This is a genomic window from Serratia bockelmannii, from assembly GCF_051803255.1.
Lineage (GTDB): Bacteria > Pseudomonadota > Gammaproteobacteria > Enterobacterales > Enterobacteriaceae > Serratia > Serratia bockelmannii.
In genome coordinates this window covers 1,396,598-1,422,807 of the sequence record NZ_CP196512.1, presented here as the reverse complement: position 1 = coordinate 1,422,807, position 26,210 = coordinate 1,396,598, and the positions used below count along the sequence as shown (strand labels likewise).

The 26,210-nt window shown below is 61.5% G+C and carries 28 protein-coding genes; 13 read left to right on the top strand and 15 right to left on the bottom strand.

Translation table 11 applies throughout. The features are described 5' to 3' along the window. Positions 1-42: 42 nt before the first annotated feature. The 5 genes from phnE (ACSJLU_RS06845) to trpS all read right to left on the bottom strand — a co-directional run bounded on the left by phnE (ACSJLU_RS06845) (position 43) and on the right by trpS (position 4,819). Positions 43-942, bottom strand: a complete 900-nt coding sequence (phnE, locus tag ACSJLU_RS06845; protein ID WP_169540383.1) for a phosphonate ABC transporter, permease protein PhnE — start codon at positions 940-942, stop codon at positions 43-45. Next, the gene (gene phnE / locus ACSJLU_RS06840; protein WP_021503954.1) at positions 939-1,802 is read right to left on the bottom strand and encodes a phosphonate ABC transporter, permease protein PhnE; all 864 of its coding nucleotides are present in this window, start codon (positions 1,800-1,802) and stop codon (positions 939-941) included. The genes phnE (ACSJLU_RS06845) and phnE (ACSJLU_RS06840) overlap by 4 nt, the downstream gene beginning before the upstream one ends. 78 nt (positions 1,803-1,880) lie before the next feature. Further along, entirely contained in the window at positions 1,881-2,813 is a 933-nt protein-coding gene (phnD, locus tag ACSJLU_RS06835) for a phosphonate ABC transporter substrate-binding protein (RefSeq protein WP_025302014.1), read from the bottom strand. 47 nt (positions 2,814-2,860) lie between these two features. Further along, positions 2,861-3,694 (bottom strand): phosphonate ABC transporter ATP-binding protein, encoded by an 834-nt coding sequence (gene phnC / locus ACSJLU_RS06830; RefSeq protein WP_019454697.1) that lies wholly within the window; start codon positions 3,692-3,694, stop codon positions 2,861-2,863. A gap of 117 nt (positions 3,695-3,811) precedes the next feature. After that, on the bottom strand, positions 3,812-4,819 hold the full coding sequence (gene trpS / locus ACSJLU_RS06825; RefSeq protein ID WP_043136919.1) for a tryptophan--tRNA ligase: 1,008 nt from the start codon (positions 4,817-4,819) through the stop codon (positions 3,812-3,814). A 290-nt stretch (positions 4,820-5,109) separates the two neighbouring features. On the opposite strand from trpS, the gene ACSJLU_RS06820 reads away from it, so the two are divergent. Next, a complete protein-coding gene (locus tag ACSJLU_RS06820; RefSeq protein WP_025302011.1) occupies positions 5,110-5,985 on the top strand; it encodes an NAD(P)-dependent oxidoreductase in 876 nt (291 codons plus the stop codon). A 32-nt stretch (positions 5,986-6,017) separates the two neighbouring features. Here ACSJLU_RS06820 and ACSJLU_RS06815 read toward each other — a convergent pair whose 3' ends face one another. From ACSJLU_RS06815 to ACSJLU_RS06805, 3 genes are all read right to left on the bottom strand, one after another. Continuing rightward, complete coding sequence (locus ACSJLU_RS06815) at positions 6,018-6,545, bottom strand: cysteine hydrolase family protein (RefSeq protein WP_043136914.1); 528 nt, start codon at positions 6,543-6,545, stop codon at positions 6,018-6,020. A gap of 25 nt (positions 6,546-6,570) precedes the next feature. Beyond that, positions 6,571-7,674: a suppressor of fused domain protein gene (locus tag ACSJLU_RS06810; RefSeq protein ID WP_025302009.1), complete on the bottom strand. Its 1,104-nt coding sequence runs from the start codon at positions 7,672-7,674 to the stop codon at positions 6,571-6,573. 163 nt (positions 7,675-7,837) lie between these two features. Continuing rightward, the gene (locus ACSJLU_RS06805; protein ID WP_025302008.1) at positions 7,838-8,710 is read right to left on the bottom strand and encodes an oxygenase MpaB family protein; all 873 of its coding nucleotides are present in this window, start codon (positions 8,708-8,710) and stop codon (positions 7,838-7,840) included. Between the two features lie 242 nt (positions 8,711-8,952). Between ACSJLU_RS06805 and ACSJLU_RS06800 the strand changes: the two genes are divergently transcribed. From ACSJLU_RS06800 to ACSJLU_RS06785, 4 genes are all read left to right on the top strand, one after another. Further along, a complete protein-coding gene (locus ACSJLU_RS06800) occupies positions 8,953-9,396 on the top strand; it encodes an acetyltransferase (RefSeq protein ID WP_016928596.1) in 444 nt (147 codons plus the stop codon). A gap of 262 nt (positions 9,397-9,658) precedes the next feature. Then, complete coding sequence (locus tag ACSJLU_RS06795; protein WP_380825766.1) at positions 9,659-10,684, top strand: methionine ABC transporter ATP-binding protein; 1,026 nt, start codon at positions 9,659-9,661, stop codon at positions 10,682-10,684. Then, on the top strand, positions 10,677-11,345 hold the full coding sequence (locus ACSJLU_RS06790) for a methionine ABC transporter permease (protein ID WP_004939505.1): 669 nt from the start codon (positions 10,677-10,679) through the stop codon (positions 11,343-11,345). Before ACSJLU_RS06795 ends, ACSJLU_RS06790 begins: the two co-directional genes overlap by 8 nt. A gap of 19 nt (positions 11,346-11,364) precedes the next feature. Then, positions 11,365-12,183, top strand: a complete 819-nt coding sequence (locus ACSJLU_RS06785) for a MetQ/NlpA family ABC transporter substrate-binding protein (RefSeq protein ID WP_043136906.1) — start codon at positions 11,365-11,367, stop codon at positions 12,181-12,183. A 35-nt stretch (positions 12,184-12,218) separates the two neighbouring features. On the opposite strand, the gene ACSJLU_RS06780 is transcribed toward ACSJLU_RS06785, so the two are convergent. Then, positions 12,219-12,863 carry a TetR/AcrR family transcriptional regulator gene (locus tag ACSJLU_RS06780; protein WP_025302005.1) on the bottom strand — a complete coding sequence of 215 codons (645 nt, stop codon included), beginning with the start codon at positions 12,861-12,863 and terminating at the stop codon, positions 12,219-12,221. 176 nt (positions 12,864-13,039) lie between these two features. On the opposite strand from ACSJLU_RS06780, the gene bhsA (ACSJLU_RS06775) reads away from it, so the two are divergent. The 3 genes from bhsA (ACSJLU_RS06775) (at position 13,040) to dapF (ending at position 14,735) form a co-directional block, all read left to right on the top strand. Continuing rightward, entirely contained in the window at positions 13,040-13,297 is a 258-nt protein-coding gene (bhsA, locus tag ACSJLU_RS06775) for a multiple stress resistance protein BhsA (protein WP_016928600.1), read from the top strand. A 191-nt stretch (positions 13,298-13,488) separates the two neighbouring features. Further along, positions 13,489-13,746, top strand: coding sequence for a multiple stress resistance protein BhsA (bhsA, locus tag ACSJLU_RS06770; protein ID WP_016928601.1), 258 nt, complete (start codon positions 13,489-13,491; stop codon positions 13,744-13,746). A 113-nt stretch (positions 13,747-13,859) separates the two neighbouring features. Beyond that, entirely contained in the window at positions 13,860-14,735 is an 876-nt protein-coding gene (gene dapF, locus ACSJLU_RS06765; protein ID WP_167324930.1) for a diaminopimelate epimerase, read from the top strand. On the opposite strand, the gene ACSJLU_RS06760 is transcribed toward dapF, so the two are convergent. Further along, a complete protein-coding gene (locus ACSJLU_RS06760) occupies positions 14,710-16,008 on the bottom strand; it encodes an SLC13 family permease (RefSeq protein WP_380825761.1) in 1,299 nt (432 codons plus the stop codon). The two genes, dapF and ACSJLU_RS06760, sit on opposite strands and share 26 nt — an antisense overlap. Before the next feature lie 84 nt (positions 16,009-16,092). Next, complete coding sequence (locus ACSJLU_RS06755) at positions 16,093-16,998, bottom strand: GNAT family N-acetyltransferase (protein WP_197832372.1); 906 nt, start codon at positions 16,996-16,998, stop codon at positions 16,093-16,095. A 500-nt stretch (positions 16,999-17,498) separates the two neighbouring features. Here ACSJLU_RS06755 and amyA point away from each other — a divergent pair, with 500 nt between their 5' ends. Together amyA and ACSJLU_RS06745 are read left to right on the top strand one after the other, a co-directional pair. Beyond that, positions 17,499-18,989 carry an alpha-amylase gene (gene amyA / locus ACSJLU_RS06750; RefSeq protein WP_260515388.1) on the top strand — a complete coding sequence of 497 codons (1,491 nt, stop codon included), beginning with the start codon at positions 17,499-17,501 and terminating at the stop codon, positions 18,987-18,989. A gap of 120 nt (positions 18,990-19,109) precedes the next feature. Next, entirely contained in the window at positions 19,110-19,958 is an 849-nt protein-coding gene (locus ACSJLU_RS06745; RefSeq protein ID WP_142105549.1) for a PA4780 family RIO1-like protein kinase, read from the top strand. 9 nt (positions 19,959-19,967) lie between these two features. On the opposite strand, the gene ACSJLU_RS06740 is transcribed toward ACSJLU_RS06745, so the two are convergent. Continuing rightward, entirely contained in the window at positions 19,968-20,186 is a 219-nt protein-coding gene (locus tag ACSJLU_RS06740; protein ID WP_025301999.1) for a DUF7661 family protein, read from the bottom strand. 69 nt (positions 20,187-20,255) lie between these two features. On the opposite strand from ACSJLU_RS06740, the gene ACSJLU_RS06735 reads away from it, so the two are divergent. After that, positions 20,256-21,083, top strand: a complete 828-nt coding sequence (locus ACSJLU_RS06735; RefSeq protein ID WP_025301998.1) for an AraC family transcriptional regulator — start codon at positions 20,256-20,258, stop codon at positions 21,081-21,083. On the opposite strand, the gene ACSJLU_RS06730 is transcribed toward ACSJLU_RS06735, so the two are convergent. The 3 genes from ACSJLU_RS06730 to lsrG form a co-directional block, all read right to left on the bottom strand. Next, positions 21,059-21,649 carry a LysE family translocator gene (locus ACSJLU_RS06730; protein WP_025301997.1) on the bottom strand — a complete coding sequence of 197 codons (591 nt, stop codon included), beginning with the start codon at positions 21,647-21,649 and terminating at the stop codon, positions 21,059-21,061. The two genes, ACSJLU_RS06735 and ACSJLU_RS06730, sit on opposite strands and share 25 nt — an antisense overlap. An 83-nt stretch (positions 21,650-21,732) precedes the next feature. After that, positions 21,733-22,638, bottom strand: a complete 906-nt coding sequence (locus tag ACSJLU_RS06725; protein ID WP_025301996.1) for an EamA family transporter — start codon at positions 22,636-22,638, stop codon at positions 21,733-21,735. A gap of 87 nt (positions 22,639-22,725) precedes the next feature. Beyond that, on the bottom strand, positions 22,726-23,019 hold the full coding sequence (gene lsrG, locus ACSJLU_RS06720; RefSeq protein WP_033642299.1) for a (4S)-4-hydroxy-5-phosphonooxypentane-2,3-dione isomerase: 294 nt from the start codon (positions 23,017-23,019) through the stop codon (positions 22,726-22,728). 193 nt (positions 23,020-23,212) lie between these two features. On the opposite strand from lsrG, the gene lsrK reads away from it, so the two are divergent. Together lsrK and ACSJLU_RS06710 are read left to right on the top strand one after the other, a co-directional pair. Then, positions 23,213-24,778 (top strand): autoinducer-2 kinase, encoded by a 1,566-nt coding sequence (gene lsrK / locus ACSJLU_RS06715; protein WP_439041068.1) that lies wholly within the window; start codon positions 23,213-23,215, stop codon positions 24,776-24,778. Between the two features lie 220 nt (positions 24,779-24,998). Continuing rightward, positions 24,999-26,183, top strand: a complete 1,185-nt coding sequence (locus ACSJLU_RS06710) for an MFS transporter (RefSeq protein ID WP_197770503.1) — start codon at positions 24,999-25,001, stop codon at positions 26,181-26,183. Positions 26,184-26,210 lie beyond the last annotated feature (27 nt).

Genomic DNA, 26,210 nt, shown 5'->3' with positions numbered 1-26,210 from the left:
CACCTTGAATGTGCGGCAGTATAGGGATCGGCAAGGGGTTTCTCAATCGATTTGGCTTTTTTGCTGATACAGCGGGATGTCTTCGCCGATGATGTACTTGTTGCGCAGCATCGACGAGACCTTGTCCATGATCATCACCACCACCACCAGGATCAGGGTGATGAACATCACCACGTCCCAGTTCCACAGCCGCATGTTCTCCGCGTACACCAGGCCGATGCCGCCGGCGCCGACGAAGCCCAGCACCGCCGCTGAGCGGGTGTTGGACTCGATCTGGTACAGGCTGAGCGCCAGGAAGGTGGGGAACGATTGGGTGAAGATGCCGTAGCGGTGCTTCTGCAACCCGTTGGCGCCCACCGCCGTCAGGCCGCGGCTGGGGGACTTGTCCACCGCCTCGTGCCCTTCGGCGTACAGTTTGCCCAGCAGCCCGACGTCCTGCATCACGATCGCCAACACCCCGGCCAGCGGCCCCATGCCGACGGCGCGCACGAAGATCAGCCCCCAGATCGCCATGTCGATACCGCGCAGCACGTCCAGCAAGCGACGCACCAGCACGGAGATCGGCCGCAGCAGCGGCGTCGACATCACGTTGCGCGCGGCGAAAAACGACAGCGGCAGCGCGATCAGCGACGCGGTAATGGTGCCGGCGAACACGATGGCGATAGTAATGCCGATCTGCTGGAAGTAGTACATGAACGGCCAGTTGGCGAAGTCGTGCCAGACGAACATGCGCAGGAAATAGCGCCCCAGCTGCTGGCAGCCGTTGATAAACTGCGGCCAGCTAATGCCGAAGACCAGGAAGAAGAACACGTAATACAGCACGATCGCCAGTGCGATCAGGCCGACGGTGCGCAGGTAGCGCCCCTGCTGCGCGAAGATCGCCGGATGCTGCTGTTTCAACTGGTGCAGCGTTTCCGCCGATGCCGGAGTGCCCGCTATCATTTTGCCCCCTCCACCACGCGCTTGCGCAGCTCGCCCGACACATAGTCGAGCACGGAAACCACCACGATGATCAGCAGCAGCGTCATGCTGACCTGATCGTAGCGGTCGAGTTTAATGTTGGTCATCAGCTCCTGGCCGATGCCGCCCGCCCCCACCAGCCCCAAAATGGTCGACTGACGGAAGTTGATCTCCAGCCGCATGAAGCTGTAGGAGAGAAACACCGGCTTCACCTGCGGCCACAGGCCGAAGCGCATGCGCTGCAGCGGCGTGGCGCCACAGGCCGCCAGCCCGCGCACCGGTTTGTTGGAGGCGGTTTCGATCGATTCATAGAACAGTTTGGTCAGGCTGCCGATGGTGTGCAGCGCCAGCGCCAGGAAGCCGGGAATGGCGCCGATGCCGAACGCCATCACGAACATCACCGCCCACGCCAGCTCCGGCATGGTGCGCAAGAACGCCACCAGCGTGCGGATTGCCAGCCGCACCGAGGCCGGGGTATAGGTATTGCCGGCCGCCAGAAACGCCAGCACGGTCGCCACCAGCACCGAAAAAATGGTCGCCGCCAGCGCCAGCTGCAGGGTCTCCCAGATCAGCGGCAGCTGGATGTTCAGGCGGTAACCCCAATAGGCCAGCGAACCTTCGGTGCGCCCATCGGCGAACAGCAGGTGCCAGTGCAGCGTCGGCACGGTTTCGGCCAGGTAGTCGAAGAAGTGCGGAATAGACACCCAGACGGTGTGCAGGTTGAACTCGGCGAGGTTGCCGGCGCCCAGGTACAGCACCACCAGCCCGAGCGACCACAGCAGCGCTTCGCGTTTTTGCTTGCTGCGGATCCGTTGGTAATAGTGTGCGAAATCGGTATTCAAAGCAGGTCTTCCATCTTGATGGAACAAGGGGTTCAGCACGCTGAACCCCTTCATTCGGACGGCCGAGGCAGCCGGGAATTAACGGTCGCCTTTGGTCAGCTCGCGCTTCATATCGATGATGGTCTGGTATTCCGCCAGGGTAGTGTCGCCGATGTGCTGTTTGCCGCCCATCGCTTTGATAAAGCACTGGTGATCGTCTTTATCCAGCTTCTTGATGGCGGTGACCACTTTGGCTTTGAAGTCGGCCGGCAGCGAGTTGCTCACCAGGATCGGGCCGTTCGGGATCAGCGGCGACTGCCAGATGATGCGGATCTGTTTCATCAGGTCCGGGTGATCCATGCGGATCATGCGGGTGAACGCGCCGCTGGTGTAGCCGGTGTTGTAGTCGCCGATCATCGACGCCCAGGTCACCGCGCCTTCGAACTGGCCGTTCAGCACGCCAAGGATATCCTGCTCGTGGCCGCCGGAGAAGGTGACGCTGGAGAAGGTGTTGTTGTATTTGTTGTCGACCGTGCCGCCGAACAGCTTTTTAAACGCCTGATTCGGGATCAGGAAGCCGGAGGTGGAATCCGGATCGGCGAAGCCGATGGCCTTGCCCTTCAGATCTTCCAGTTTCTGGTACGGGCTGCCGGCCTTCACCACCACCACCGAGTGGTAGCCGCGCGACTGGTCGACGTCGTCGACCGCGATGCCGACGATGTCCACCGCTTTCGGATCCTTGATGTAGACCGAAGCGAACGATGACGGCGACATGCTCAGCACCAGGTCAATCTTGCCGCCCAGCAGGCCCTGGATCACGCCGGAATAGTCGGACGAGTTGCGCAGCTTGGTATCGACATTCAGTTCCTTGTCCAGGAACTGCTTCACGCACTGGTTATCGCCGATCTGCTGGGTGGCGTTCTGGCCGCCGAGAATGCCCAGGTTCAGCTCTTTCGGCGCATCCGCTGCGGCAGCATTAAATACCATCATCGCGCCGGCCATCAGGGTGGTCAGACTCAATACTTTTTTCATTAGGTGTGCCTTGTGTGTAAAGGTAAAGGGTAAAGGTCAAAAGTGCTTCAATGGATCTGATTGGCTTCTTCGCCATACAGCTGGTGCAGGATCCGTTCGTTCAGTTGCGAAGGATGCCCGTCAAACACGATCTTCCCGTGGGCGATGCCGATCACCCGCGAGCAATACTCTTTCACCAGTTCGACCGAGTGCAGGTTCACCATCACCGCGATGCCGTCTTCGCTGATTTTCTGCAGCGCGTCCATGATGCGGCGGGTGTTTTTCGGATCGAGCGACGCGACCGGCTCATCGGCCAGCAGGATTTGCGGGTTTTGCATCAGCGCGCGGCAGATGGCGACGCGCTGCATCTGGCCGCCGGAGAGGTGCTCGGCGCGCTGCAGCGCGTGCGGCAGCATGTTGAGCCACTGCAACAGCTCGATGGCGCGAGCGCGGTCGGCGTCATCGAACAGTTTGAAGAAGGATTTCAGGGTGGAGGTGTGGCTCAGGCGCCCCAGCAGCACGTTGGTCATCACGTCCAGCCGCGGCACCAGGCAGAAGTCCTGGAAGATCATGCCGCAGCGCGCGCGCCATTGGCGCATCTGGCGGCCGGCAAGCTGGGCGATATCCTGCGCTACGCCATCGTCTTCGAAGTGCAGCATCTCGCCGCAGCTGGAAGGAATGGTGCCGTTGAGGGTATGCAGCAGCGTGGACTTGCCTGCGCCGGAGCGGCCGATCACCGCCACGAACTCGCCGGCGTGCAGATCGAAATTGATGTCATCCAGCACGCGCTGCTGCGCTTTATAGGCCTTGCCGAGTCCCTTTACCGATAATACTTTGCGAGATGCGGCGGCGTGCTGCCCTGGAAAGTCGTGCTGTGCCAATTTTAACAGTGCCTGAGCCATATGATTTCTCTGGTTTCAGTGGCTAATCATTATGGGCACCTATTAACGGATAAGTTTATGACAGTGGGATGATCGTTTTATGGCCGGGGCGTGACGCGTGCCGCCCCGGCGTGCGCATCATTCCAGGCTAAAGAAGTCCAGCCCCAGCGCCATCTTGACCTGCTGCAGCGTCTGCTGGCTGACCTGATGCGCGCGGCGGGTGCCGTGCTGCAGGATACGCGTTAGCTCGCCTTTATCGGCAATGAATTCGGCGCGGCGGGTGCGGATCGGCTCGAGCAGGCTCTGCAGGCAATCCTCCAGCAGCCGTTTGATTTTCACGTCCCCCAACCCGCCGCGCCGATAGTGCGCCTTCAGCTCCGCCACCAGTGCGGCGTCTTCGCAGAAGGCGTCCAGATAGGTGAACACCATGTTGCCCTCCACCCGGCCGGGATCGCTGACGTTGAGATGGCCAGGATCGGTGAACATGCTCATCACCGCCTTGTGAACCTCGTCGGCGCCGGCGCCAAGCGGGATGGCGTTGCCGCGCGATTTCGACATCTTGCCCTGCCCGTCCAGCCCCGGCAGACGCCCGACGTTGCTCAACAGCGGCTGACACTCCGTTAATATCGGTTGGCCAACGATGTGGTTGAAGCGCCGCACGATCTCGTTGGTTTGCTCCAGCATCGGCAGCTGATCCTCGCCGACCGGCACGTGGGTGGCGCCGAAGGCGGTGATGTCCGCCGCCTGGCTGACCGGATAGATCAGAAAACCGGCCGGCAGGCTGCGGGCGAAATCCTTCTCGGCGATTTCGTTTTTCACCGTCGGGTTGCGTTCCAGCCGCGCCACGCTGACCAGATTGAGGTAGTACATCGTCAGCTCGGCCAACGCCGGCAGCGCCGACTGCAGGCAGATCGTGGTCTTGTGCGGATCGATGCCGACCGCCAGATAGTCGGCCACCACGTTGAGCACGTTGGCGCTGATTTTTTGCGGGTTGTTGCCGTTGTCGGTCAGGCCCTGCAGATCCGCCACCATCACCGTTTGGTTATGCTGGTGCTGCAGTTCGACGCGTTGGCGCAGCGAGCCGACAAAGTGACCTAAATGCAGTGGGCCGGTAGCGCGATCGCCGGTAAGAATGGTGTAGCTCATGACAGTGCTCCTGAAGGTCTGTAGACCGCCGGATCAACGCCACAAAAGATAATGCCGCCAAACCGGCGGCATTAAAAAGAGATGTGAATACTCGTGCCGCCTCAGAAGAGGCGCCACCATGACTGATTGTGGGTGGAGTGCATCGATATATTCATGCCATCAAGGTATACCCGCAGCGGCAATGCGTCAATAGCCCGCCGCCGGCGCGTAAGAAGGCGTTACACTCCGGCATTTGCGTTCCTGGCCCGGCGCGCTAGGGTAAAACCTTCAACCTGAAAAAGGAGCGCATGATGAAGATCGGATTTGCCGGACTGGGTGGGATGGGCAGCGCCATGGCAACTAACCTGGTGCAGGCGGGCTTCGCGTTGACGGTATGGAACCGCTCGCCGCAGGCGGCGCAGCCGCTGGTAAACGCCGGCGCGCGACAGGCCGAACGGCCAGAACAGTTGGCCGATGCCGACGTGCTGATCACCATGCTGGCCGACGATGCCGCCACGCAACAGGTGGTGGTGGACAGCGGATTGCTGCAGCGGATGAAACCGGGCGCGCTGCATATCAATATGGCGACCATCTCGGTCGAGCTCGCCAAACGCCTGACGACGCTGCATGCGGAACACGGCATCGGCTATCTCGCCGCACCGGTGCTGGGGCGGATCGACGTGGCCGCCGCCGGCAAGCTGAATATTCTGGCAGCCGGCGATAGCGAACGGCTGAAGCAAGCGCAGCCGCTGTTCGATGCCCTCGGCCAGAAAACCTGGCACTTCGGCGCCGACCCGGCGCAGGCCAACGTGGTCAAAATCGCCACCAACTTTACGCTGGCCAGCGCCATTGAAGCGATGGCGGAAGGCAGCGCGCTGGTGCGCAACTACGGCGTTTCCGGCGCCGACTACCTGCAGATGCTGAGCAGCACCGTCTTCGCCGCCCCGGCTTACCAGGGCTATGGTGCGCTGATCGCCGCCGAGAAGTATTCACCCGCCGGATTCCGGCTGGCGCTGGGGCTGAAGGACGTCGGGCTGGCGCTGGCCGCCGGCGCCGACAGCCATACGCCGATGCCGTTCGCCGGAGTGCTGAAGGACAACTTCCTCGACGCGATGGCGCAGGGGGATGCGGATCTGGACTGGGCCGCGCTGGCCAAGGTGGCGGCGCGGCGGGCGGGCCTGAAATAACGAACGGGGGCGCTGGCCCCCGTTTTCCGTTCTCAGAACACGATGTCCGCTGCGGGCACGGCGCGGATCGGCACGCCGAAGCTGTCGATATTCGACAGCGTCTCGTTATGGTGGGTACGGATCAGCAGGCCGTCGGCATAGGATTTGTCGTGGCAGGTGTGGGCATCCGCCGCCAGCGTCACCGGATAGCCGTGCGCCGCGGCGCTGCGCACCGTGGAATCGATGCAAAACGGCGTGGAGTAACCGCAAACCACCAACTGCGATACGCCGTTGGCGATCAGCAACGCGCCAAGCGAAGTGCGCAGGAACGAGTCCGGCGTGGTTTTATCCACCCGATGGTCGCTTGGCGCCACCTTCAGCGCCGCGAGCACTTGCCAGGCGGCGCTGCCGTGCGGCAGCTCGTCGTCCGGCGTATGGTGCTGAATGACGACAACCGGCACGCCCGCCCGGCGGGCGCGCTCGCTCAGCTGATTAATGCGCGTAACGGTGCCCGTGGCATCCGCCGGCGGCGGCGTAAACAATCCTTCCTGCACATCGATAATCAACAGCGCGGTGGTCATGGCGGCTCCCGAAGATTAAGCCGCGTCAGCACACCGGCTGGCGCGGGCGGAAAATATGATCGACGCCCTGCTCACGCAACCGGTTCACCAGATCGTGCCCGCCGTTCGGCGTGGCGTGCGCCAGCTGGCGCTCGGCGGTAAACACCGGGCTGGCCCAAAACAGGTTCACCGGGTCGCCGTACTGCTGCGGCAGAGTCAGGTGCGCGTGATGCGGGTAGAAGGACGACGATAAAATATAGCCCTCGTAGCCCAGCGGCGCCACGTCCGACTCCAGCGTATGCCCTTCGCCGATCCAGGTCAGCCGCGCCCAAGGCGCGTGCGCGAAACCGGCCAGCGCGCTGGCCATCTGCACCGCGTTGTCTTCGGTCATGTATTGGCTGTCGATGGCGATCGCCATCTCCATGCGGCGATAGCGCGAAGCCTCGTCGTTGAACAGAATCTCCACCCACGGCATCGGCCGAATGCTGACGCCCATGGTGAGGAAGTAATAGATGCCGTCGCGCTCGTGCTGGGTGATGGCCATCGGCGGCCACTTGCCCTGATCGATGGCGTAGTATTTTACCGAAGGGCCGAAATGCGGCTCATAGCGCGCCTGAAAATCGCGCTGCATCTTCGGCCACGGGTTGCCCTCTTCACGCTGCCAGCTGCGCCAAAACTGGCGGGTGCTTTCCGCCTGCGCATATTGCGTGTTGGTCGAGGCCGAGCCGAGCGGATAGGCCAACGGGCTCTCCTTGATGCAGCTGGCCGAATAGCACACCGAATGGTCGATATACAGGCTCCAACCGGGGATCACCGCCAGCAGCTGGCCGTAATACCACAGGGCCGCGCCGTCGTCGCTTTCGCTCCACACCACCATCAACCCTTCCGGGTTCAGCGGCGCTTCCCCTTCCAGGTTGCGGCAAAATTCCGCCGCCAGCATCGGCGGCTGCCCCTGCTCCAGCGCGGCGCGATCTTCCTGCAGCGGCGCGGCGGCCAGATTGCGCAGCCAACAGGCGCGCACCTGATAGCGATCGCTGTAGGCTTCGGCGGGATAGATATAAAAATAGGCTGCCCGGTGATCTTGCTGAACCACCGCGACCAGCGTCTGGTTCTCATTGCTGACTTCAGCAAGTACGTATGACTCGTTCATATCACCTCAATAGGGTCAGGGCGCGGCAGAATCGGCTGCGCGCAAAAAATGGAATGTGGCTTTGCCCCCAAGTGTAAAACGCATTACTGGCCGGATCACCCGTAAAAGTCTCAAAAGCGGCCGTAAACGAAGATAAACAAAGACTAATTATAGCGGCTGTGGCTCATGACGGCCGAGTAATGCGCCTCACCGCGCGCTGATAGGAACCGTTGCGCATCGACGCGCCCAGCACTTTGCCGAGGCCTGCGGCCCCCGTTCGCACCAGCCGCCGCCGCAGTGCGCCCGGATGAAAGCCGAACTGCCGCTGCGCCCAATCGGGCAACAGATCGATGCCTGCCTGCATCACCACCCCGCCGAGCGGGCGCGCCAATGCGCTAGGTGCCGGCGCTTTCAGCAGAATGCGCGCCACCTCTTGCGTGCGTTCATCGCAGACCAGCTGCGGCCGCATCGCCTGCAGGTACTCTTCGACCTCCGCGCAGGACTGAGGAATGGCGGTCGCCCCCAGCGCGGCGGCCACGCGCGCCGCTTCGCGGTAGTATTGATCCTGCAAATCGCGGGAAAGATGCGGGTTACGGTAGCGCAGGTGGCTGGCCAGAAAACGGCTGCTCTCCGCCACGTGCACCCAGGTGAGCAGCGCCGGATCGCTGGCGGCATAAGGCGTGCCGTCGCTGCCGACGCCGGTCACCCGCAGATGGATGGCTTTGACTTTGGCGATCAGCCGCTCCGCCTCGGCGGTCGGGCCGAAGGTGGTGACCGACACGAACTGGCTGGTGCGGCGCAGGCGGCCAATCATATCGTCGCGGAAGTTGGAGTGATCCCATACGCCGGCCAGCGCCAACGGGTGCAGCATTTGCAACAGCAAGGCGCTGACGCCGCCGCACAGCATCGGGGTGAAATCGCGGTGTACCTGCCAGATGACCGACTGCGGGCCGAACAGCCCCGGATCGCCGGGCGGATTCTCAAAATCGACGCCGCCGAGCGCCAACCCGGTCAGGCTGAGCACCTGTTTTTCTATCGCTGCGCGTACCGCTTCCATCCTGCCGCCCTCTTGCTCATTCAGCGGCCAGTGTATCACGCGGCGAGCGCCTCATTGCGCCCTGCGGCGGTTGAAAGCATTAACTTACTGAATTACAGTTGTTATACCGCTTGCAACCAGGCGGGCCTATTCGATCCACTGCAGAGGCGCTTTGCAGGGCGTTAACCCACGTTAATTCGGCACTAACCCCACAAAACCTCTATCTAGTTTCTTTTCCTTCAACTTAGATAGCAGAGAGTTCGATGATTACCATCAGAGCACGCGCGGCGGAAGACAACGCGCAATTGGCAGATATCTGGCTGCGTTCGGTGCGCGCCACTCACCACTTTTTAACCGAAGACAACATCGCACAGCTGTTCCCGCTGGTGCTGAACGACTACCTGCCGGCGGTCAACGTTTGGGTGGCCGAAGAGCGGCCGGGGCATCCCTGCGGCTTTATCGGTCTGAACGGCAACAAGGTGGAGATGCTGTTTATCGACGCCGATCAGCGCGGCAAAGGGGTGGGCAAAGCGCTGCTGACCCACGCGGAAACGCTGCACGATGAGCTGCAGCTGGACGTGAACGAGCAAAATCCGCAGGCCAGCGGCTTCTACCGTCACTACGGTTTTGTCATCACCGGCCGCTCGCCGCTCGACGGCCAGGGCAACCCGTTCCCGCTGCTGCACATGAAGCTGGAAAAACGCTAGCCCTCCACCGGCCGCCCAGCGGCCGGTTTTCTCCCCCCATGACGCCCGCCGTTTAATATATCAAATCAGAATAAGTAATAGATTTTACATTCTTCCTGTCACTATCAACCCTCGGTAGGATTGCCCGGTATTCACCCGCAACAGAGGTTCCGTCCGCCACTTCCCGCCGGGTTGTGCCCCGCTGAAAAGCCGAACGATCCCTGTCCGGCGCAACGCGCTCCGGACGGAATGCTGTGATGTATCGATAAGGATCCGCTTCGTTATGATCGTTCTTTCGAACGTTTGCAAAACTTTTGACAGCGCACAGGGCCGCGTCGTGGCAGTTGACGACGTCAGTCTGGCGATAGAGGCCGGGCAAATTTACGGCATCATCGGCTACAGCGGCGCCGGGAAAAGCACGCTGATCCGCCTGCTCAACGGCCTGGAAACGCCCACCAGCGGCCGCATTGACGTGGGCGGTTTCGATATCGCCCGCGCCAAAGGGAGCCATCTGCGCCAGGCGCGCCTGAAAATCAGCATGGTGTTTCAACACTTCAACCTGCTGTGGTCGCGCACCGTCAGCCAAAACATCGCTTTTTCCATGCAGATCGCCGGCGTGCCCAAGGCGCAGATTGCGCCGCGCGTGGCGGAACTGATCGCGCTGGTCGGCCTGCAGGGGCGCGAAAACGCCTATCCGTCGCAGCTCAGCGGCGGCCAGAAACAGCGCGTCGGCATCGCCCGCGCGCTGGCCAATAACCCGAGCGTGCTGCTGTGCGACGAGGCCACCTCGGCGCTCGATCCGCAAACCACCGACGCCATTCTCGACCTGCTGCTGGACATCAATCGCCAGCTGAAATTGACCATCGTGCTGATCACCCACGAGATGCACGTGGTGCGCAAAATCTGCCACCGCGTGGCGGTAATGGAAAACGGCCGCATCGTCGAAGAAGGCCCGGTGCTTGACGTGTTCACCCGGCCACAGCAGCCGATCACCCGGCAATTCGTCAAACAGGTGTCGCAGTATGCGGACACGGAAGAGAGCTTCAATCCGCTGCTCACCGCTCATCTGCCGGGGGCGATTTTCAAGCTGACCTTCGTGGGCGTGCAAACCCATCAGGCGGTGATCTCCGAAGTGATCCGGCGCTACGCCCTGACCGTCAACATTCTGCACGGCAAGATCAGCCACACCCTCAACGGTTCGTTCGGCGAACTGTACATTCACGCCGAAGGCAACGAACAACACGTCGCCGACATGCTCAGCCTGCTGCACGAAAGAGATATCGCCGTCGAGGTTATCCAACATGATTGAATCCCTGTTCCCCCACCTGCGCCTGGACCAACTGTGGGACGCCACCTGGGAAACGCTGTACATGACCGGCATCGCCGGTTTGGCCACGCTGGTGCTGGGCATCGTGCTCGGCGTGCTGCTGTTTTTAACCTCGAAGGGCCAGTTGCTGCAGAACCGGGCGGTCTACTCGCTGATCTCCGTACTGGTCAACGTCTTCCGCTCCATTCCGTTCATCATTCTGATCGTGCTGCTGATCCCGTTCACCAAGTCGCTGATCGGCACCATTCTCGGTGCGGACGCCGCCCTGCCGGCGCTGATCGTCGGCGCCGCGCCGTTCTACGCCCGGCTGGTGGAGATCGCGCTGCGCGAGGTCGATAAAGGGGTAATCGAAGCGGCGCGCTCGATGGGCGCCAAAAACCGCACCCTGATTTTCCGCGTATTGCTGCCGGAGAGCTCGCCGGCGCTGGTTTCCGGCATCACCGTCACCCTGATCGCACTGGTGAGCTACACCGCGATGGCCGGGGTGATCGGCGCCGGTGGCCTGGGCAACCTGGCCTATCTGGAAGGCTTCCAACGCAACCACAGTGACGTGACGCTGGTGGCGACGCTGACGATCCTGCTGATCGTTTTCGTCATTCAGTTCATTGGCGACACCCTGACAAGAACGCTCGATAAACGTTAATTAACCAAGGAAAACGATGATGAAAAAGCACCTACTGATGTTGGCTTTCGCCTCTGTCGCCACCCTCGCCTCTTACGGCGCCGCCGCGGCGACCAAGCTGGTGGTCGGCGCCTCCAACGTGCCGCACGCCGAGATCCTCGAACAGGCCAAACCGATACTGGCGAAGGAAGGCATCGATCTGCAGATCAAGCGCTTCCAGGATTACATTCTGCCGAACACCGCCTTGGCCAGCCACGACATCGACGCCAACTACTTCCAGCACGTGCCTTACCTGAACTCGGTGCTGAAAGACCACGCCGACGACAAGAGCTACGACTTCGTCAGCGCCGGCGCGATCCATATTGAGCCTATCGGCATCTACTCGAAGAAGTACAAGAGCCTGAAAGATCTGCCGGAAAACGGCAAAATCATCATGCGCGACGCGGTGGCGGAAGAAGGCCGTATTCTGTCAATCTTTGAGCAGCAAGGCGTGATCAAGCTGAAACCCGGGGTGAGCAAGGTGGACGCGCGCATCACCGACGTGGTGGAAAACCCGAAACACCTGAAGTTCCAGGCGAACGTTGAAGGCGCGCTGCTGCCGCAGATGTACAACAACAACGAAGGTGACGCGGTGGTGATCAACGCCAACTACGCCATCGACGCCGGGCTGAATCCGACCAAGGATCCAATCGCGGTCGAAAGCGGCGAAAACAACCCGTACGCCAACATCATCACCGTGCACAAAGCCGACGTGAACAAGCCGGAGATCGTGGCGCTGGTGAAGGTGCTGCACTCCAAGCCGATTCAGGACTTTATCCGCGAGAAATACCAGGGCGCGGTGATCCCGGTCAACCAGTAGTAGGTTATACGGCCCGGTGAAAACCGGGCCTGTTGTTACACCTTATTGCCAATCTGGCTGAGCCGCGGCCACACCAGCATCAGCGCCTCCAGCAACCGCAACAGATCGCTCCGGCTTGCCCCTTCTCGCGCCTGCACCGACATGCCTTCAATGGTGCAAATGACGTATTTCGCCAGCAGCGCAGTATCGGTTTTCGCCAGCAATTCGCCCTGCTGCACCTTGCGATCGAAGCAGACTTTCAGCGCCGCTTCCTGGGCATGATGTTTTTTGCGCAGCATCTGGGCGACGTCGTCGGAAGCGGACGACAGTGCCGCGGAGGCGCACACCATAAAACAGCCTGACGGCGTATCGGGGTCGGTAAACACTTCGACGGAAGAGCGCACGTAGGCCTCGACGATCTCGGCCACCGGCACATCCTGTTCCAACAGCTGGTTGGTGCAGGTGGTGTATTTTTGCAGATAGCGTTCCACCGCCGCGCGGAACATCCCCTCTTTGTTGCCGAATTCCGCATACAGCGTCGGCGCCTTGGCGCCGGTCACTTCCACCAGATCGGCCAGCGAGGTGGCTTCATAACCGTGCCGCCAGAACAGATCGAGCGCGCTTTCCAGCGCCCGGTCGCGATCAAATTGTTTTGGTCTGCCACGGCTTTTCTTGCCGCAGACCGCTTCATTGATGCTCATCGTTCCTCTCCTATCCCGCTCCACGGCAGGCTTAGCACAAATAACTTAACGATCATTATAAAAAAATATTGCGCGCTCGTCGAGAACCGATTAGCATTTAGTTATCGATCGTTAAGATAATTTAACGAAGCAGATTAAAACCCTCTATTGACCGTTATCGGAAAGGAATTAACATCATGAAAAACTTAAAATTAACCTTAGCAGCTCTCACTCTGGCCAGCGTTTCCTTCGGCAGCTTCGCCGCCGATTTAGTCCAGAACCAACCGGCAGACCAGCAGAAAGTGGGCGTTATCACCGTCAGCGGCGCATCCGATCTGACCTCGCTGGAAAACAGCCTGGCCGCCAAAGCCGATCAGGCCGGTGCAAAATCCTTCCGCATCATCGGTGCCGGCGGTAACAACCAGCTGCATGGCACCGCAGAAATCTATCAATAACAAAGTATTAAGCCAACTGATTGCCTGTCCTTTTGCTCACAACGCCAGGGCGTAAAAAAATTAATTAACGAGCATTAAAAAAATACTTGCAATCCGTCAAACCGGCATCTAACATTAAATTATCGATCGTTAATCAATTTAACGACCTTACAAAACAAACATCGTAAAGAACAAAGATAGGAAATAAGACCATGAAAAACCTGAAAATGACCATCGCAGCCATCGCACTGGCTTCCGTCTCCTTCGGCAGCTTCGCCGCCGATCTGGTTAACGCACAACCCGCCGACCTGCAAAAAGCCGGCGTCGTCACCGTCAGCGGTGCGTCCGACCTGAGCAGCCTGGAAAACAAACTGGCGGCCAAAGCCGACGCGGCGGGCGCCAAATCCTTCCAGATCATCGCCACCACCGGTGACAACAAACTGCACGGTACCGCGATCATCTACAATTAATGGCCAGATAGGCAATCGTGCAAAAGGGCGGCTCAGGCCGCCTTTTGTTTGTTTTGACGCCAACATTCTGTTGTAAGCTGTAGCCACCTTTTCTTGCTGAGCCGAGCAACGCCATGACTCCCCTGCTGTTTCACAAATATCACGGCCTGGGCAACGACTACCTGGTCTGCCACCGTTCGGTCGCCGATCGTCTGAGCCAGGAACAGATCCGCCTGTTGTGCCACCCGCATTACGGCATCGGTTCCGACGGCCTGCTGATCGACAGCGGTGACGCCGTCAATCCCACCCTGCGCATCATCAACCCGGACGGCTCCGAAGCGGAGAAAAGCGGCAACGGCCTGCGTATCTACGCGCGCTATCTGTTTGACAACGAGCGCGTAGGGCATCAGCCGTTTCTGGTGCACACCGCCGGCGGCGACGTGCGTTGCCAGGTGGCGGAAGACGCGCATCAGATAACCGTGGAGATGGGGCGCGCCAATTTCAGCCCGGCGGCGCTGCCGGCCTTGATCGATCTGCCGGAGGCGCTGAACTATCCGCTGCCCCTGAGGGAGGAGACGTTAAGCGTTTCGCTGGTGTCGATGGGTAACCCGCACTGCGTGGTGCCGGTGGAAAAACTAGATCTGGCGCAGGTGCATCGGCTCGGACCGCTGATTGAACGCCATCCGCTGTTCCCGAAACGCACCAATGTACAACTGGTGGAAGTGGTCGATCGCCAGACGCTGCGCATCGGCATCTGGGAGCGCGGCGCCGGCTTTACCCTCGCCTCCGGCAGCAGCAGCTGCGCCGCCGCCAGCGTGATGCGCAAGTTGGGACGAGTCGGCGATCGGGTTAGCGTGCGGATGCCGGGCGGCGAACTGCAGATCGCCTTCAGCGGCGATTTTCAGGTCAGCATGCGCGGGCCGGTGCATAAAATCGCCACCCTGACGCTGGACGAAGACTGCTTTGCCGGCGGCGCGGGGCTGTTTACGGGATCCACCCCAGCAGCCTGAACCACAGATAGTCCAACGGCACCAGCAGTGCGAAGCTGAGCGCAGCCAACAGCAGGCACAGCTTTAGCCCTTCGCGCGCCGGCACTTTGCCCATCCCCATCGCCACCACGATCGGCGAGGCCTGATACGGCAGCAGCGGGGTGGCATAACCGATCACCTGGGTCATCAACACCGTCAGCAGCGGCAGGCCGCTGCCCGCGGACAGCGCCTGCGCCAGCGGGGTAAACAGCGCCGGCACGCCGTTGGCGGTCACCACGAAATTCAACAGCGCGGTGACCCCCACCAGCGAACCGAATGCGGTAAACGGCTTGCCGTGCAGATCCGGCATCATCGCCAGCAGCGCGCCACCCAACCGATCGCCGAGCCCCGAGTGGCTGACCAATGCGGTCAGCCCCAGGATCCCCGCCACGTAAATGCAGGTGCGCACGTTAACGCCGGCGGCGAACTGTTCGCCGTTGAGAAAACCGATGCGCGGCAGCAGGCAGACGCAGGCCGCTGCCAACCCTATCCAGGCCGGGGCGATGCCGTGCCAGCTGTCGGTCATCCACAGCAACACCGTCATGCCCAACAGCGCGATCAGTCGCCACTCGGCGGCACTGAGCGGCGTTTGCCCCGCCTCGGCCACCACCGGTTGCGGCCGCGCCCGGAACAGGCCGCAGATGCACAACGTCAACAATGCGCCTTTGGCCCCCCCGAGCACCGGGGCATGCAACAGCAGATAAGAGAGATAGGCGAAGTGGCTGCCGTAGGCGCTTTCCGCCGCGCCGCTCATCACCAGGTTGGGCACGTTGGCCGGCAAAATGCTGGCGGAGAGCTGGAAGGTGCCGAACCCCACCGCCAGCGCCAAACCGATGCGGCCGCGCGAGCCTTCCGCCAGACCTGCGCGATCGGCCAACGCCATGACGATCGGCATCAGCAGCGTAATCCGCCCCATGTTCGAGGGCATGACAAACGCCAACGCGTAGCTTATCGCCACCACGCCGCCCACCAGGCGCGGCCAGGAACCGGCCAGATGCGGCAAGAGGCGGTTGGCCAGGCGATCCGCCAAGCCGGTGCTGCGGATGGCGCTGCCCAACACGAAACCGCTGAGCACCAGCCAGAATGCGGAGGACGCGAAACCGGAAAAGGTCACCGCGGCGGGCGCCAGCTGCAATACCATCACCGCCGCAAAGAACAGCAGCGCGACCAAATACTCCGGCAAGCGGGCGCTGGCCCATAGCGCGATGACCACCAGCGTGACCAGCGCGGACAGCGCCATCGGATCCCCCAACATAGTTTCCTCCCTGATAAAACGTTGTGATTGTTATCAAACGGTTAACAGGGTGACACAAGGCGCAGGCGTTAACCTTGAAACCGCTCACATATCGTCGTTCTGCAGATTTTTCAGCATGCACACATTACAGCCGTGGTGGCCGGTATGGCCGCGCCGTTCCGTCAACAGCGTGAAACCCAGCGCGTAATACAGCCCAATCGCCTCTTTCAACTGTTCGGTGGTTTCCAGATAGCAATAGCGATACCCTGCCGCCCGCGCCGCCTTCAGCGCCTGCACCACCATATAGCGCGCCATGCCCAACCCACGCACACCGGGTTTGAAGAACAGTTTTTGCAGTTCGCAATAGCCGGGCTCTTCGCCGGCCAGCGGCGCCATGCCGACGCCCCCCACCACCTGCCCGTCCCGCTCCAGCACCCAGTAGCGGCCGCCGTTGTCGTGATACAGGCCGGTCAGTCGATCGAGATCCGGATCGTGCAGGCTGACCCCTTCCATCTTGTCCATGCCGTACTCGCGAAACACGTCGCGAATGATCGCCGCCATCGCCGCATCGTCGCGCGCGGCGATCGGCCGCACCCGCAGGTTGGCGTTGCGCTGTTTGCGCGCGCTGCGCAGCGCCGCGGTCATCTTTTTCATCGCCGCAGTGGTGCTCGCCAGCTCATCGTCATCCAACTGCGCCAGCGCCGCCTGCATAAAACCGTCGGCGTCGCTCTCGATGCCGGCCAGCGCCTTGCCGCCCTGTTTACTCAGCCGATGCAGGTTGTGCCGCTTGTCATCCGGATGATCCACCGTTTCTATCACGCCGGCGGCGACCAGGCTGCGCAGCGCCCGGCTGGCGCTGGCCTTGTCGATGCAAAGTCGGGCCGCCAGCTCGGTGACGCCCAGCGGCTGCTCGCTGACTTCGATCATCAGATGGATCTGCAGCGGCGAAAAGCGCGAGCCGTTGCTCTGCTTGTTCAACATGCCGAATTCTCTGACCAAACTGCGCGCCAATGCTCTGAAATCCCTGATGTTCACGGCGTTATGCTCCCTTGTACTTCCACCTTCACGCTGCGTTGGATGGATTATTGGTTGATAGTGTTACCTAATTTAGAACATAACGATAACGCATAAACAATTGCGAATGAATAACCAACGGGGCATCTGAATATGTCAAAACATTTCATTAACCAGAATTTAAAACCATTTAATTGATTATTTTAAAAACTTAAATACAAATTAATATTTAAAATTAAAATAAAAAACCAATAAAAATGAGAGTAAAAACATCAAAATTTGACATAACAAAAAACAAAGCAAATATCTATTTGAAAAATAGTTAATAAAAACTAAAACGTGAAAACTTGATAGCAGCAACTTAATCGCTATCCCGTCAATATCGGTTACATATTTACGCCTGCCTTCGCGCGCCCCCCTACGCCATTGTCCCTTTTGCCAAAAGTAGCCCATGCTTTAACTGCTCCTTTCCTTCTGGCTAACCGGGACGCTGGCTCATGACGAAAAAAACCACCCTGCTGCAATTCTTCCACTGGTACTACCCCGACGGCGGCAAACTGTGGCAGGAGGCCGCCGAGCGCGCCCCGCACCTTGCCGAACTGGGCATCACCGATCTGTGGCTACCCCCCGCCTGCAAGGGCGCTTCCGGCGGCTACTCCGTCGGCTACGACACCTACGATCTGTTCGATCTGGGCGAATTTGACCAGAAAGGCAGCGTGGCCACCAAATACGGCGACAAGGCGGCGCTGGAACATGCCGCCACTACGCTGCGCGAACACGGCGTGGGGGTGATCTACGACGTGGTGTTCAACCACAAGCTCGGCGCGGACGAAAAAGAACGGGTACACGTGTTCAAGGTGGACGCCAACAACCGCAACGACATCAACGACCAGGGCTTCGACGCGCTGGCCTACACCCGCTTCACCTTTCCCGGCCGCCAGGGCGTGCATTCCGAGTTTATCTGGGATTACAAATGCTTCAGCGGCGTCGATTACGTTGAGCAGCCGGACGACAAAGGGGTGTTTAAAATCGCCAACGACTACGGCGACGACGGCTGGAACGATCAGGTCGACGACGAGAAAGGCAACTATGACTATCTGATGGGCGCCGACGTGGAGTTCCGCAATACCGCCGTGACGGAGGAGCTCAAATACTGGGCGCGCTGGCTGCTGGACACGCTGCCGTGCGACGGCTTCCGCCTCGACGCCGCCAAACACATCCCCGCCTGGTTTTTCAAAGAGTGGGCGGATCACGTGCGCGACAGCGCGCAGCGCGACCTGTTTATCGTTGCCGAATACTGGTCGCACGATCTCGGCGCGCTGCAACAATACATCGAGTTGGTGGACGGCAAGGTGATGCTGTTCGACGTAGCGCTGCACCTGAAGTTTCATCAGGCGTCGAAACAGGGCGACGGCTTCGACATGGCGCAGATCTTCACCGATACCCTGACCGCCGCCGATCCGGCCCACGCGGTGACGCTGGTCGCCAACCACGATACCCAGCCGCTGCAATCGCTGGAGGCGCCGGTGGAACCCTGGTTCAAACCGCTGGCCTACGCGCTGATCCTGCTGCGCGAACAGGGCGTGCCCTGCGTGTTTTACCCCGACCTGTATGGCGCCAGCTACCGCGACAAGGGGCGCGACGGCGGCGAGTACCAGATTGACATGCCGGCGATCCCGGAGCTGGAGAAGCTGATCGCCGCCCGCCAGCGTTTCGCCAACGGCCCGCAAACCGACTACTTCGACGACAGCCACTGCGTGGCCTTCAGCCGCGCCGGCACCGCCGAGGCCCCCGGCTGCGTGGTGGTGCTGACCAACGGCGGCGAGAGCGGCAAGACCGTCGCACTGGGCGCCGATTTGGCGCACACCGCCTGGCGCGATTTCCTCGGCAACCGTCAGGAGGAAATCACCACCGACGACCAGGGCAGCGCCCATTTCCCGGTCAACGCCGGCAGCGTCAGCGTCTGGGTGCCGGCCGCCAGCCTGTGAGTACCCGCCGCTGCGCAATGATGCCGCGGCGGCAAAACTAATGTTTACCTTTCGGGTCTAACTTACGCTATCAACTGCGCAAGCCATTCACACCGGAGCCTAAATAGGGTACAAGGCTGCATGAAAATTCCAAAACGACTCCAGCCGCTGGTTGATGACGGGTTAATCGACGACGTCATCCGCCGGTTGAAAAGCGGCAAAGAAGCCGACGTGTTTATCGTGCGCTGCGGCGATGAGATCCGCTGCGCCAAAGTGTACAAAGAGGCCGAGAAGCGCAACTTCAAGCAGGCCGTCCACTATCAGGAAGGGCGCAAGGTGCGCAACAGCCGCAACGCGCGCGCCATGAGCAAAGGCTCCAAATTCGGCCGCCAGCAGCAGGAAGAAGCCTGGCAAAACACCGAAGTGGACGCGCTGTATCTGCTGGCCAAGGCCGGTGTGCGGGTGCCGCAGCCGGATATCTGCCTGGACGGCGTGTTGCTGATGGAGCTGATCACCGACGAAGAAGGCCTGGTGGCGCCGCGCCTGAGCGATGTCATCCTGACGCCGGAACAGGCGCGGGCCGATCACGCCCTGATGATGAACTACGCGGTGCGCATGCTGTGCGCCGGGCTGGTGCACGGCGATCTGTCGGAATTCAATGTGCTGATGGATAAAGACGGGCCGGTGATCATCGATCTGCCGCAGGTGGTGGACGCCGCCGCCAACAACCACGCCAAAAGCATGTTCGAGCGCGATATCAACAATTTGGCGGAATATTATGGCCAATTCGCGCCGGAACTGCGCGACAGCCAATACGCCAAAGAGATTTGGGCGCTGTATCAGGAAGGCAATCTGACGCCGGACAGCGCCCTCAGCGGCCGGTTCAGCGAAATCCAGAAGCGCGCCGATGTCGGCTCGGTGCTGGAAGAGATCCAGGCCGCCAGCGAGGAACACCAGCGCCGCATCATGGCGCGCAACGCGGAAGAGTAACGCGCCGCGCTATTCGACGCGAAACACGTCCGGCCGCTGCGGCGTCGCGGCCTCGTGATAAATATCCCCCAGATAGCCGGCGATCTCCTCTTCGCGCAGATCGGCCGGCAGCACGATATCGTGGCTGGGGGCATACTTGCGCTCCGGCAGCGTCACGCGGAACAGCCGCCACTCATCCCCGATGCGCTTCACGCCCAGCAGACGGCCGAACACGTTAAAAATCATCATCCGCCATTCCCCCTCTCGTCGCTTTCAGGCTATAACACTGTGATGCCACCGCAGTGAAAAGGAAAGCGTATGAGTGAAAAAACGCCGCAGTTCTGGCGCGATCCGCAGTTGCCGTTCGTCGAAGCCCGCGCCATCGCGGATGGCCGCCAGGCGTGTTACAGCCTGCACAGCCACGAATTCTTTTCCATCGGTGCCATCACCGGCGGCGTCAGCACCTATGTCAACGGCGAGCGGCGCATGCAGGTTAGCGCCGGCGATCTGGTTGTCATCAACCCGCAGCAGGCGCATGCCTGTAATCCGATCGCCGACCGCCGTTGGTCATACATCATGTTCTATCTCGATCTCGCCTGGATCGGCGCGCTGCAGCAGGAGCTGCTCGGGGGCGAAGGCGAGCGTTTTGTTCCCTTCAGCCAGCCGCACAGCCGCGATCCGGCGCTGTTCCACGGCCTGAATCGGCTTTATGCGCTGCTGACGGATCCGCTGTGCAGCGCGCTGGAAAAACAGATCGCCATGGTGGAGTATTTCAGCGCCCTGCAGCTCGGGCTGGGCAGCGGCCGCCAGCCGGAGACACCGCCGCATGCCCGGCTGGAAGCGGCGGCGGCGTTTATCGACGCGCACTGCACCCGGCCGCTGACGCTGGACGATATTTGCCGCGCCGCCGCGCTCTCGCCCTCTTACCTGATCCGCGCCTTCCGCCAGCGTTACGGCATGACGCCGCACGCTTATCTGGTCAATCGCCGCGTGCAGCACGGCCATCGGCTATTGAAAAGCGGCCTGCCGATCGCCGCGGCCGCCAGCGAAAGCGGCTTTGCCGATCAGGCGCACTTTCAGCGCACCTTCAAACAGCTGCTGGCCGCCACGCCCGGCCAGTATCAAAAACCCTCCGCCAACAGATAGCAGGCGCTGGCCGCCAGCAACGCCGCCATCACGCGGTTGAAACGCTGTACGTTGCGCGCCTGCCTGAGCAGGCCGCGCAGCATCGCACCAACATAGGCCCAGCAGGCCACCGAGGCATAGCAAATCACGAAGTAGAGCCCGGCGAATTGCCACAGCAGCCGGATGTCGCCGTCGCCGACAAAAGCGCCGAGGCTGGCCACCGACGCCAACCATGCCTTGGGATTCAGCCATTGCATCAGCGCGCCGTACCAACAGGAAGGCGCCTGCGCCGCGCCGTTGCCCAGCCTGCCGTCGTCAAACGCCAGCCGGTAGGCCATAAACAGCAGGAAGGCCACGCCGGCCCACTGAATCAAGCGCGTCAACGCCGGCCACAGGATCAGCAGCTGGTGCATGCCCAATCCCAGCAGTAACAGCAACAGGGTAAACCCCAGCGTGGCGCCGAATACGTGACGCTGGGTCGCGCCAAAGCCGAATTGCGCCCCGGCGCTCAATGCGACGATGTTGACCGGGCCGGGGGTGATGGAGGCCGCCAGCGCAAACGCGGCCATGGAAATGTAGATATTCATGATGGGCACCTGAGAAAATATTCACAGGTGCCAGAGTGCCGGGCCGCGCCGACAACGTATTGAACAGAATTGCCCTGTTCAATTTAGCGCACGGCGACGGCCCGGCGGCGCGGCAGCCCAAAGGTGTTGACCGCCATGCCGGCCAGCACCAGCAATGCGCCGCCGAACTGCGCCGGCGACAGCGCTTCGTCCAGCAGCAGCCAGGCGGCGAACAGCCCGACCAACGGTACCAGCAGCGTCAACGGCGCGACGCGCCAGGTTTCGTAGCGCCCCAGCAGGCTGCCCCACACAGAATAACCGAACAGCGTGGCGGCGAACGCCAGATAGGCAATCGCCAGCCAGGTGCCGACCTGCACATGGCTCAGGCTGGCGAGCACCACCTGCGGGCCGTCGAACAGCCAGCTGCAGACCAGGAACGGCACGACCGGGATCGGCGCGCTCCACACCACCAGCGACAAAATGTTGCGCTGCGGGAAACCGGCCAGGATCTTCTTGTTGGTCAGGTTGCCCAGCGCCCAGGAAAACGCCGCCGCCAGGGTCAGCAGCAGGCCCGCCAGGGGGACCGCGCCGCTGCCCGGCTTATGCAGGCTGGCCTGCGCCAGCACCAGCATGCCGCCGCTGGCGATAGCAATGCCGACGAAATGGTTGACGCGCAGCTTTTCGCCCATCAGGACGACACCCAACAGCAGGGTGAAGAACACCTGCGCCTGCAGCACCAGCGAGGCCAGCCCCGCCGGCATGCCCACCTTGATGGCGACGAACAAAAACGCGAACTGCGCGAAGCTCATGGTCATGCCGTACAGCAACAGCCATTTCCACGGGATCGTCGGGCGCGGAATAAAGAAGATCGCCGGCAGCGCCACCAGCAAAAAGCGCATCCCAGCCAGCAGAAACGGGGGCATGCCCTGTAAACCGAACTTGATGACGACGAAATTCACACCCCAGATCACCACCACCAACAGCGCCAACAGCCGATCGCGCAATGTCATCCTCGCCCCGCTTATCCCATTGAAAATTCGCTTTACCTTGCAGATTACAACCAAACCGGGGACATGGACACCGGCAAACGCCGGCGCTTATTCCGGCATCAGACCGATAAAGGTGGTTTTCTTGCGCGGGCCGGTCATCAGCGCCTCCAGCTTCTCTACGCACTGCAGGTAGTGCGGGGTCTGCTTGTGCGCCGCCACCGCCTGCTCGTCGCGATAGGCTTCGTAGATGTAAAACCGCGTCGGAATATGCTCATCCTGCAGCACGTCGAAGCGCAGGTTGCCCGGCTCTTCGATCGCCCCCAGATGATTGGCGCGGAAAACGTCGATAAATTCGTCGATTTTGTCCTGTTTAACGTTGATCTCTACCAATGTGACGTGCATGACAGCTCCTTGTTTGAACGGCGCGCCGTAGCATGGCGCTTTCCAACCATAGGTTCATTCCCGTCGATTGCCCTGCCGCAACGGCAATTTTGCCGCCTGGCTCACAAATCGCACCGGCGATGCCCACCCCACCCCCGGCGAGGGAAGACGGCGGCATCTATAGTTAACACTCCTCCCCCTGAGAGCATAGGCTATGGATAACTACTTGATGGCGCTGGATGCAGGAACAGGCAGCATTCGCGCCGTGATCTTCAATTTGGCGGGTAACCAGATCGCGCACAGCCAGGCGGAGTGGCAACACCTGGCGGTGCCGGGCGTACCCGGCTCAATGGAGTTTGACCTCACCCGCAACTGGCAGCTGGCCTGCCAGTGCATCCGCCAGGCAATGCAACGCGCTGGATTGAGCGCTCAGGCGATCCGCGCGGTGGCCTGCTGCTCGATGCGCGAAGGCATCGTTCTGTACGATCGCAACGGCGTGCCGATCTGGGCCTGTGCCAACGTCGATGCGCGCGCCAGCCATGAGGTCAGTGAACTGAAAGAGCTGCACAACCACGGCTTCGAACGCGAGGTGTATCAATACTCCGGCCAGACGCTGGCGCTGAGCGCCATGCCGCGCCTGCTATGGCTGGCGCACCACCGCCCGGACATCTATCGCCAGGCGGCGACGCTGACCATGATCAGCGACTGGCTGGCCAACATGCTGAGCGGCGAGCTGGCGGTCGATCCTTCCAACGCCGGCACCACCGGCATGCTGGATCTGAGCAGCCGTGACTGGCGGCCGGCGCTGCTCGATATGGCCGGGCTGCGCGCCGATATTCTGTCGCCGGTGAAAGAGACCGGCAGCGTGCTGGGGTGCGTCACCGAACAGGCGGCGCAGGAAAGCGGGCTGCTGCGCGGCACCCCGGTGGTGATGGGCGGCGGCGACGTGCAGCTCGGCAGCCTGGGGCTTGGCATCGTGCGCGCCGGGCAGACGGCGGTGCTCGGCGGCACCTTCTGGCAGCAAATCGTCAACCTGCCGGAGCCGGCCATCGATCCGGAGATGAACATCCGCATCAACCCTCACGTCATTCCCGGCATGGCGCAGGCAGAATCCATCAGCTTCTTTACCGGCCTGACCATGCGCTGGTTCCGCGACGCGTTCTGCGCCGAAGAGAAACTGCTGGCGGAGCGGCTGGGCGTCGATGCCTATAGCCTGCTGGAAGAGATGGCGGCCAGAGTGCCGCCGGGCGCCTACGGCGTGATGCCCATCTTTTCCGACGCCATGCATTTCAAAACCTGGTATCACGCGGCGCCGTCGTTCATCAACATGTCTATCGATCCGGAGCGCTGCAACAAACAGACGCTGTTCCGCGCGCTGGAGGAGAATGCCGCCATCGTCTCCGCCTGCAATCTGGAGCAGATCGCCGCCTTCTCCGGCGTGCAGGCGCGCTCGCTGGTGTTCGCCGGCGGCGGTGCCAAGGGCAAACTGTGGAGTCAGATCCTCAGCGACGTCACCGGGCTGACGGTGCGGGTACCGGTGGTGAAAGAGGCCACCGCGCTGGGCTGCGCGATCGCCGCCGGCGTCGGCGCCGGGTTATACGAGTCGCTGGCCGAAACCGGCGAGCGATTGGTGCGCTGGGAGCGCGAGCATCAGCCGGACATGACCCACCACGCGCTGTATCAGGAACAGAAAGAAACCTGGCGGCGGGTCTACGCCGATCAGCTGACGCTGGTGGACAACGGCCTGACCACCTCGCTGTGGAAAGCGCCGGGGCTATAAGCGCCACGCGGCATTCGGTCATAACCTTATGCCGTTTTATTCCTTTCTCTTAGGCGCGGCGCGAGCCGCGTTTTCACTCGCCGCCGCGATTGTTTCCCTTCAGAAACAGTGTAACCACCGCAGATGGATTTATCTGCGCCTTCGGCCTGCCGTAGATTGTGACTTTGATCACGCCGCGCCCCGAGCGCGGCCTGCGCATTCACCTGAGACGAGCGGCATTATGCTGAATAATAAAGATAACTCTGCATTATCCCCGTGGCCGGCGATCTTTTCGCTGACGGTCGCCTGTTTTGTCATGGTCACCACCGAGTTCTTGCCGATCGGCCTGCTGACCAACATCGCCCCTTCACTTGGCGTCAGCACCGGCACCGCCGGGCTGATGGTCACCATGCCCGGCATCGTAGCTGCGGTGGCCGCTCCCGCATTGAGCCTGATTTCCGGCCGTCTGGATCGGCGTTTACTGATGCTGGGGCTGTCGCTGCTGCTGATGGTGTCCAACCTGGTGGCGGCGCTGGCCGTCAACTTCCCGATGATGCTGCTGGGCCGCGTGCTGCTGGGCATCTGCGTCGGCGGTTTCTGGTCGTTTGCCGCCAACTACGGCCGCCATCTGGTGCCGGAAGCCAGCCAGGGCCGCGCCACCGCGCTGATCCTCAGCGGCATCTCGGTCGGCGCGGTGTGCGGCGTGCCGGCCGGGGCGCTGATCGGCGATCTGTTCGGCTGGCGCGCCGCCTTCTTCGGCGGTGCGGCATTGGCGGTCGGCGTGCTGTTGGCGCAGCTGCGTTTGCTGACCTCGGTACCACCGTCCCGGCCGGTCACACCGCGCGATCTGGTACTGCCGCTGCGCCTGCCGATGGCGCGCATCGGCCTGATCGCCATCGTGCTGTTGTTCATCGGCCACTTCGCCGCCTACACCTACCTGCGGCCCCTGCTGCAGCAGGTGTTCGTCCTCAGCCCATCGGCTATCTCACTGCAGCTGTTGGCCTATGGCGCCATCGGCCTGCTGGGCACCTTCCTCGGCGAGCGTCTGGGGGAATACAGCCTGCGCGCCACCTTTATTCTGATCGCCGCCATGCTGGCGGGCATTTTGATCGTTTCGCCGCTGCTCAGCGGCCTCGCCGGCGCCACGCTGATGGTGCTGGTATGGGGGCTGGCCTTTGGCGCCGTGCCGGTCTGCGCCACCAACTGGATGTTCGCCGCCGTGCCGCAGGCGCCGGAAGCCGGTCAGGCGCTATTGGTGTGCGTCATCCAGATCGCGCTGGCTTCCGGCGCCCTGCTGGGCGGCGAGGTGGTGGACTGGCAGGGCGTCAGCAGCGCCATGCTGTTCGGCGGCGCGCTGATCCTTTCCGCCACGCTGGTATTCGGCCTCAGCTTGCGCTCCGGCACGATTGGCGCTAAACAGTGTTAATCATTATCTATCTGCAGAAACATGCCC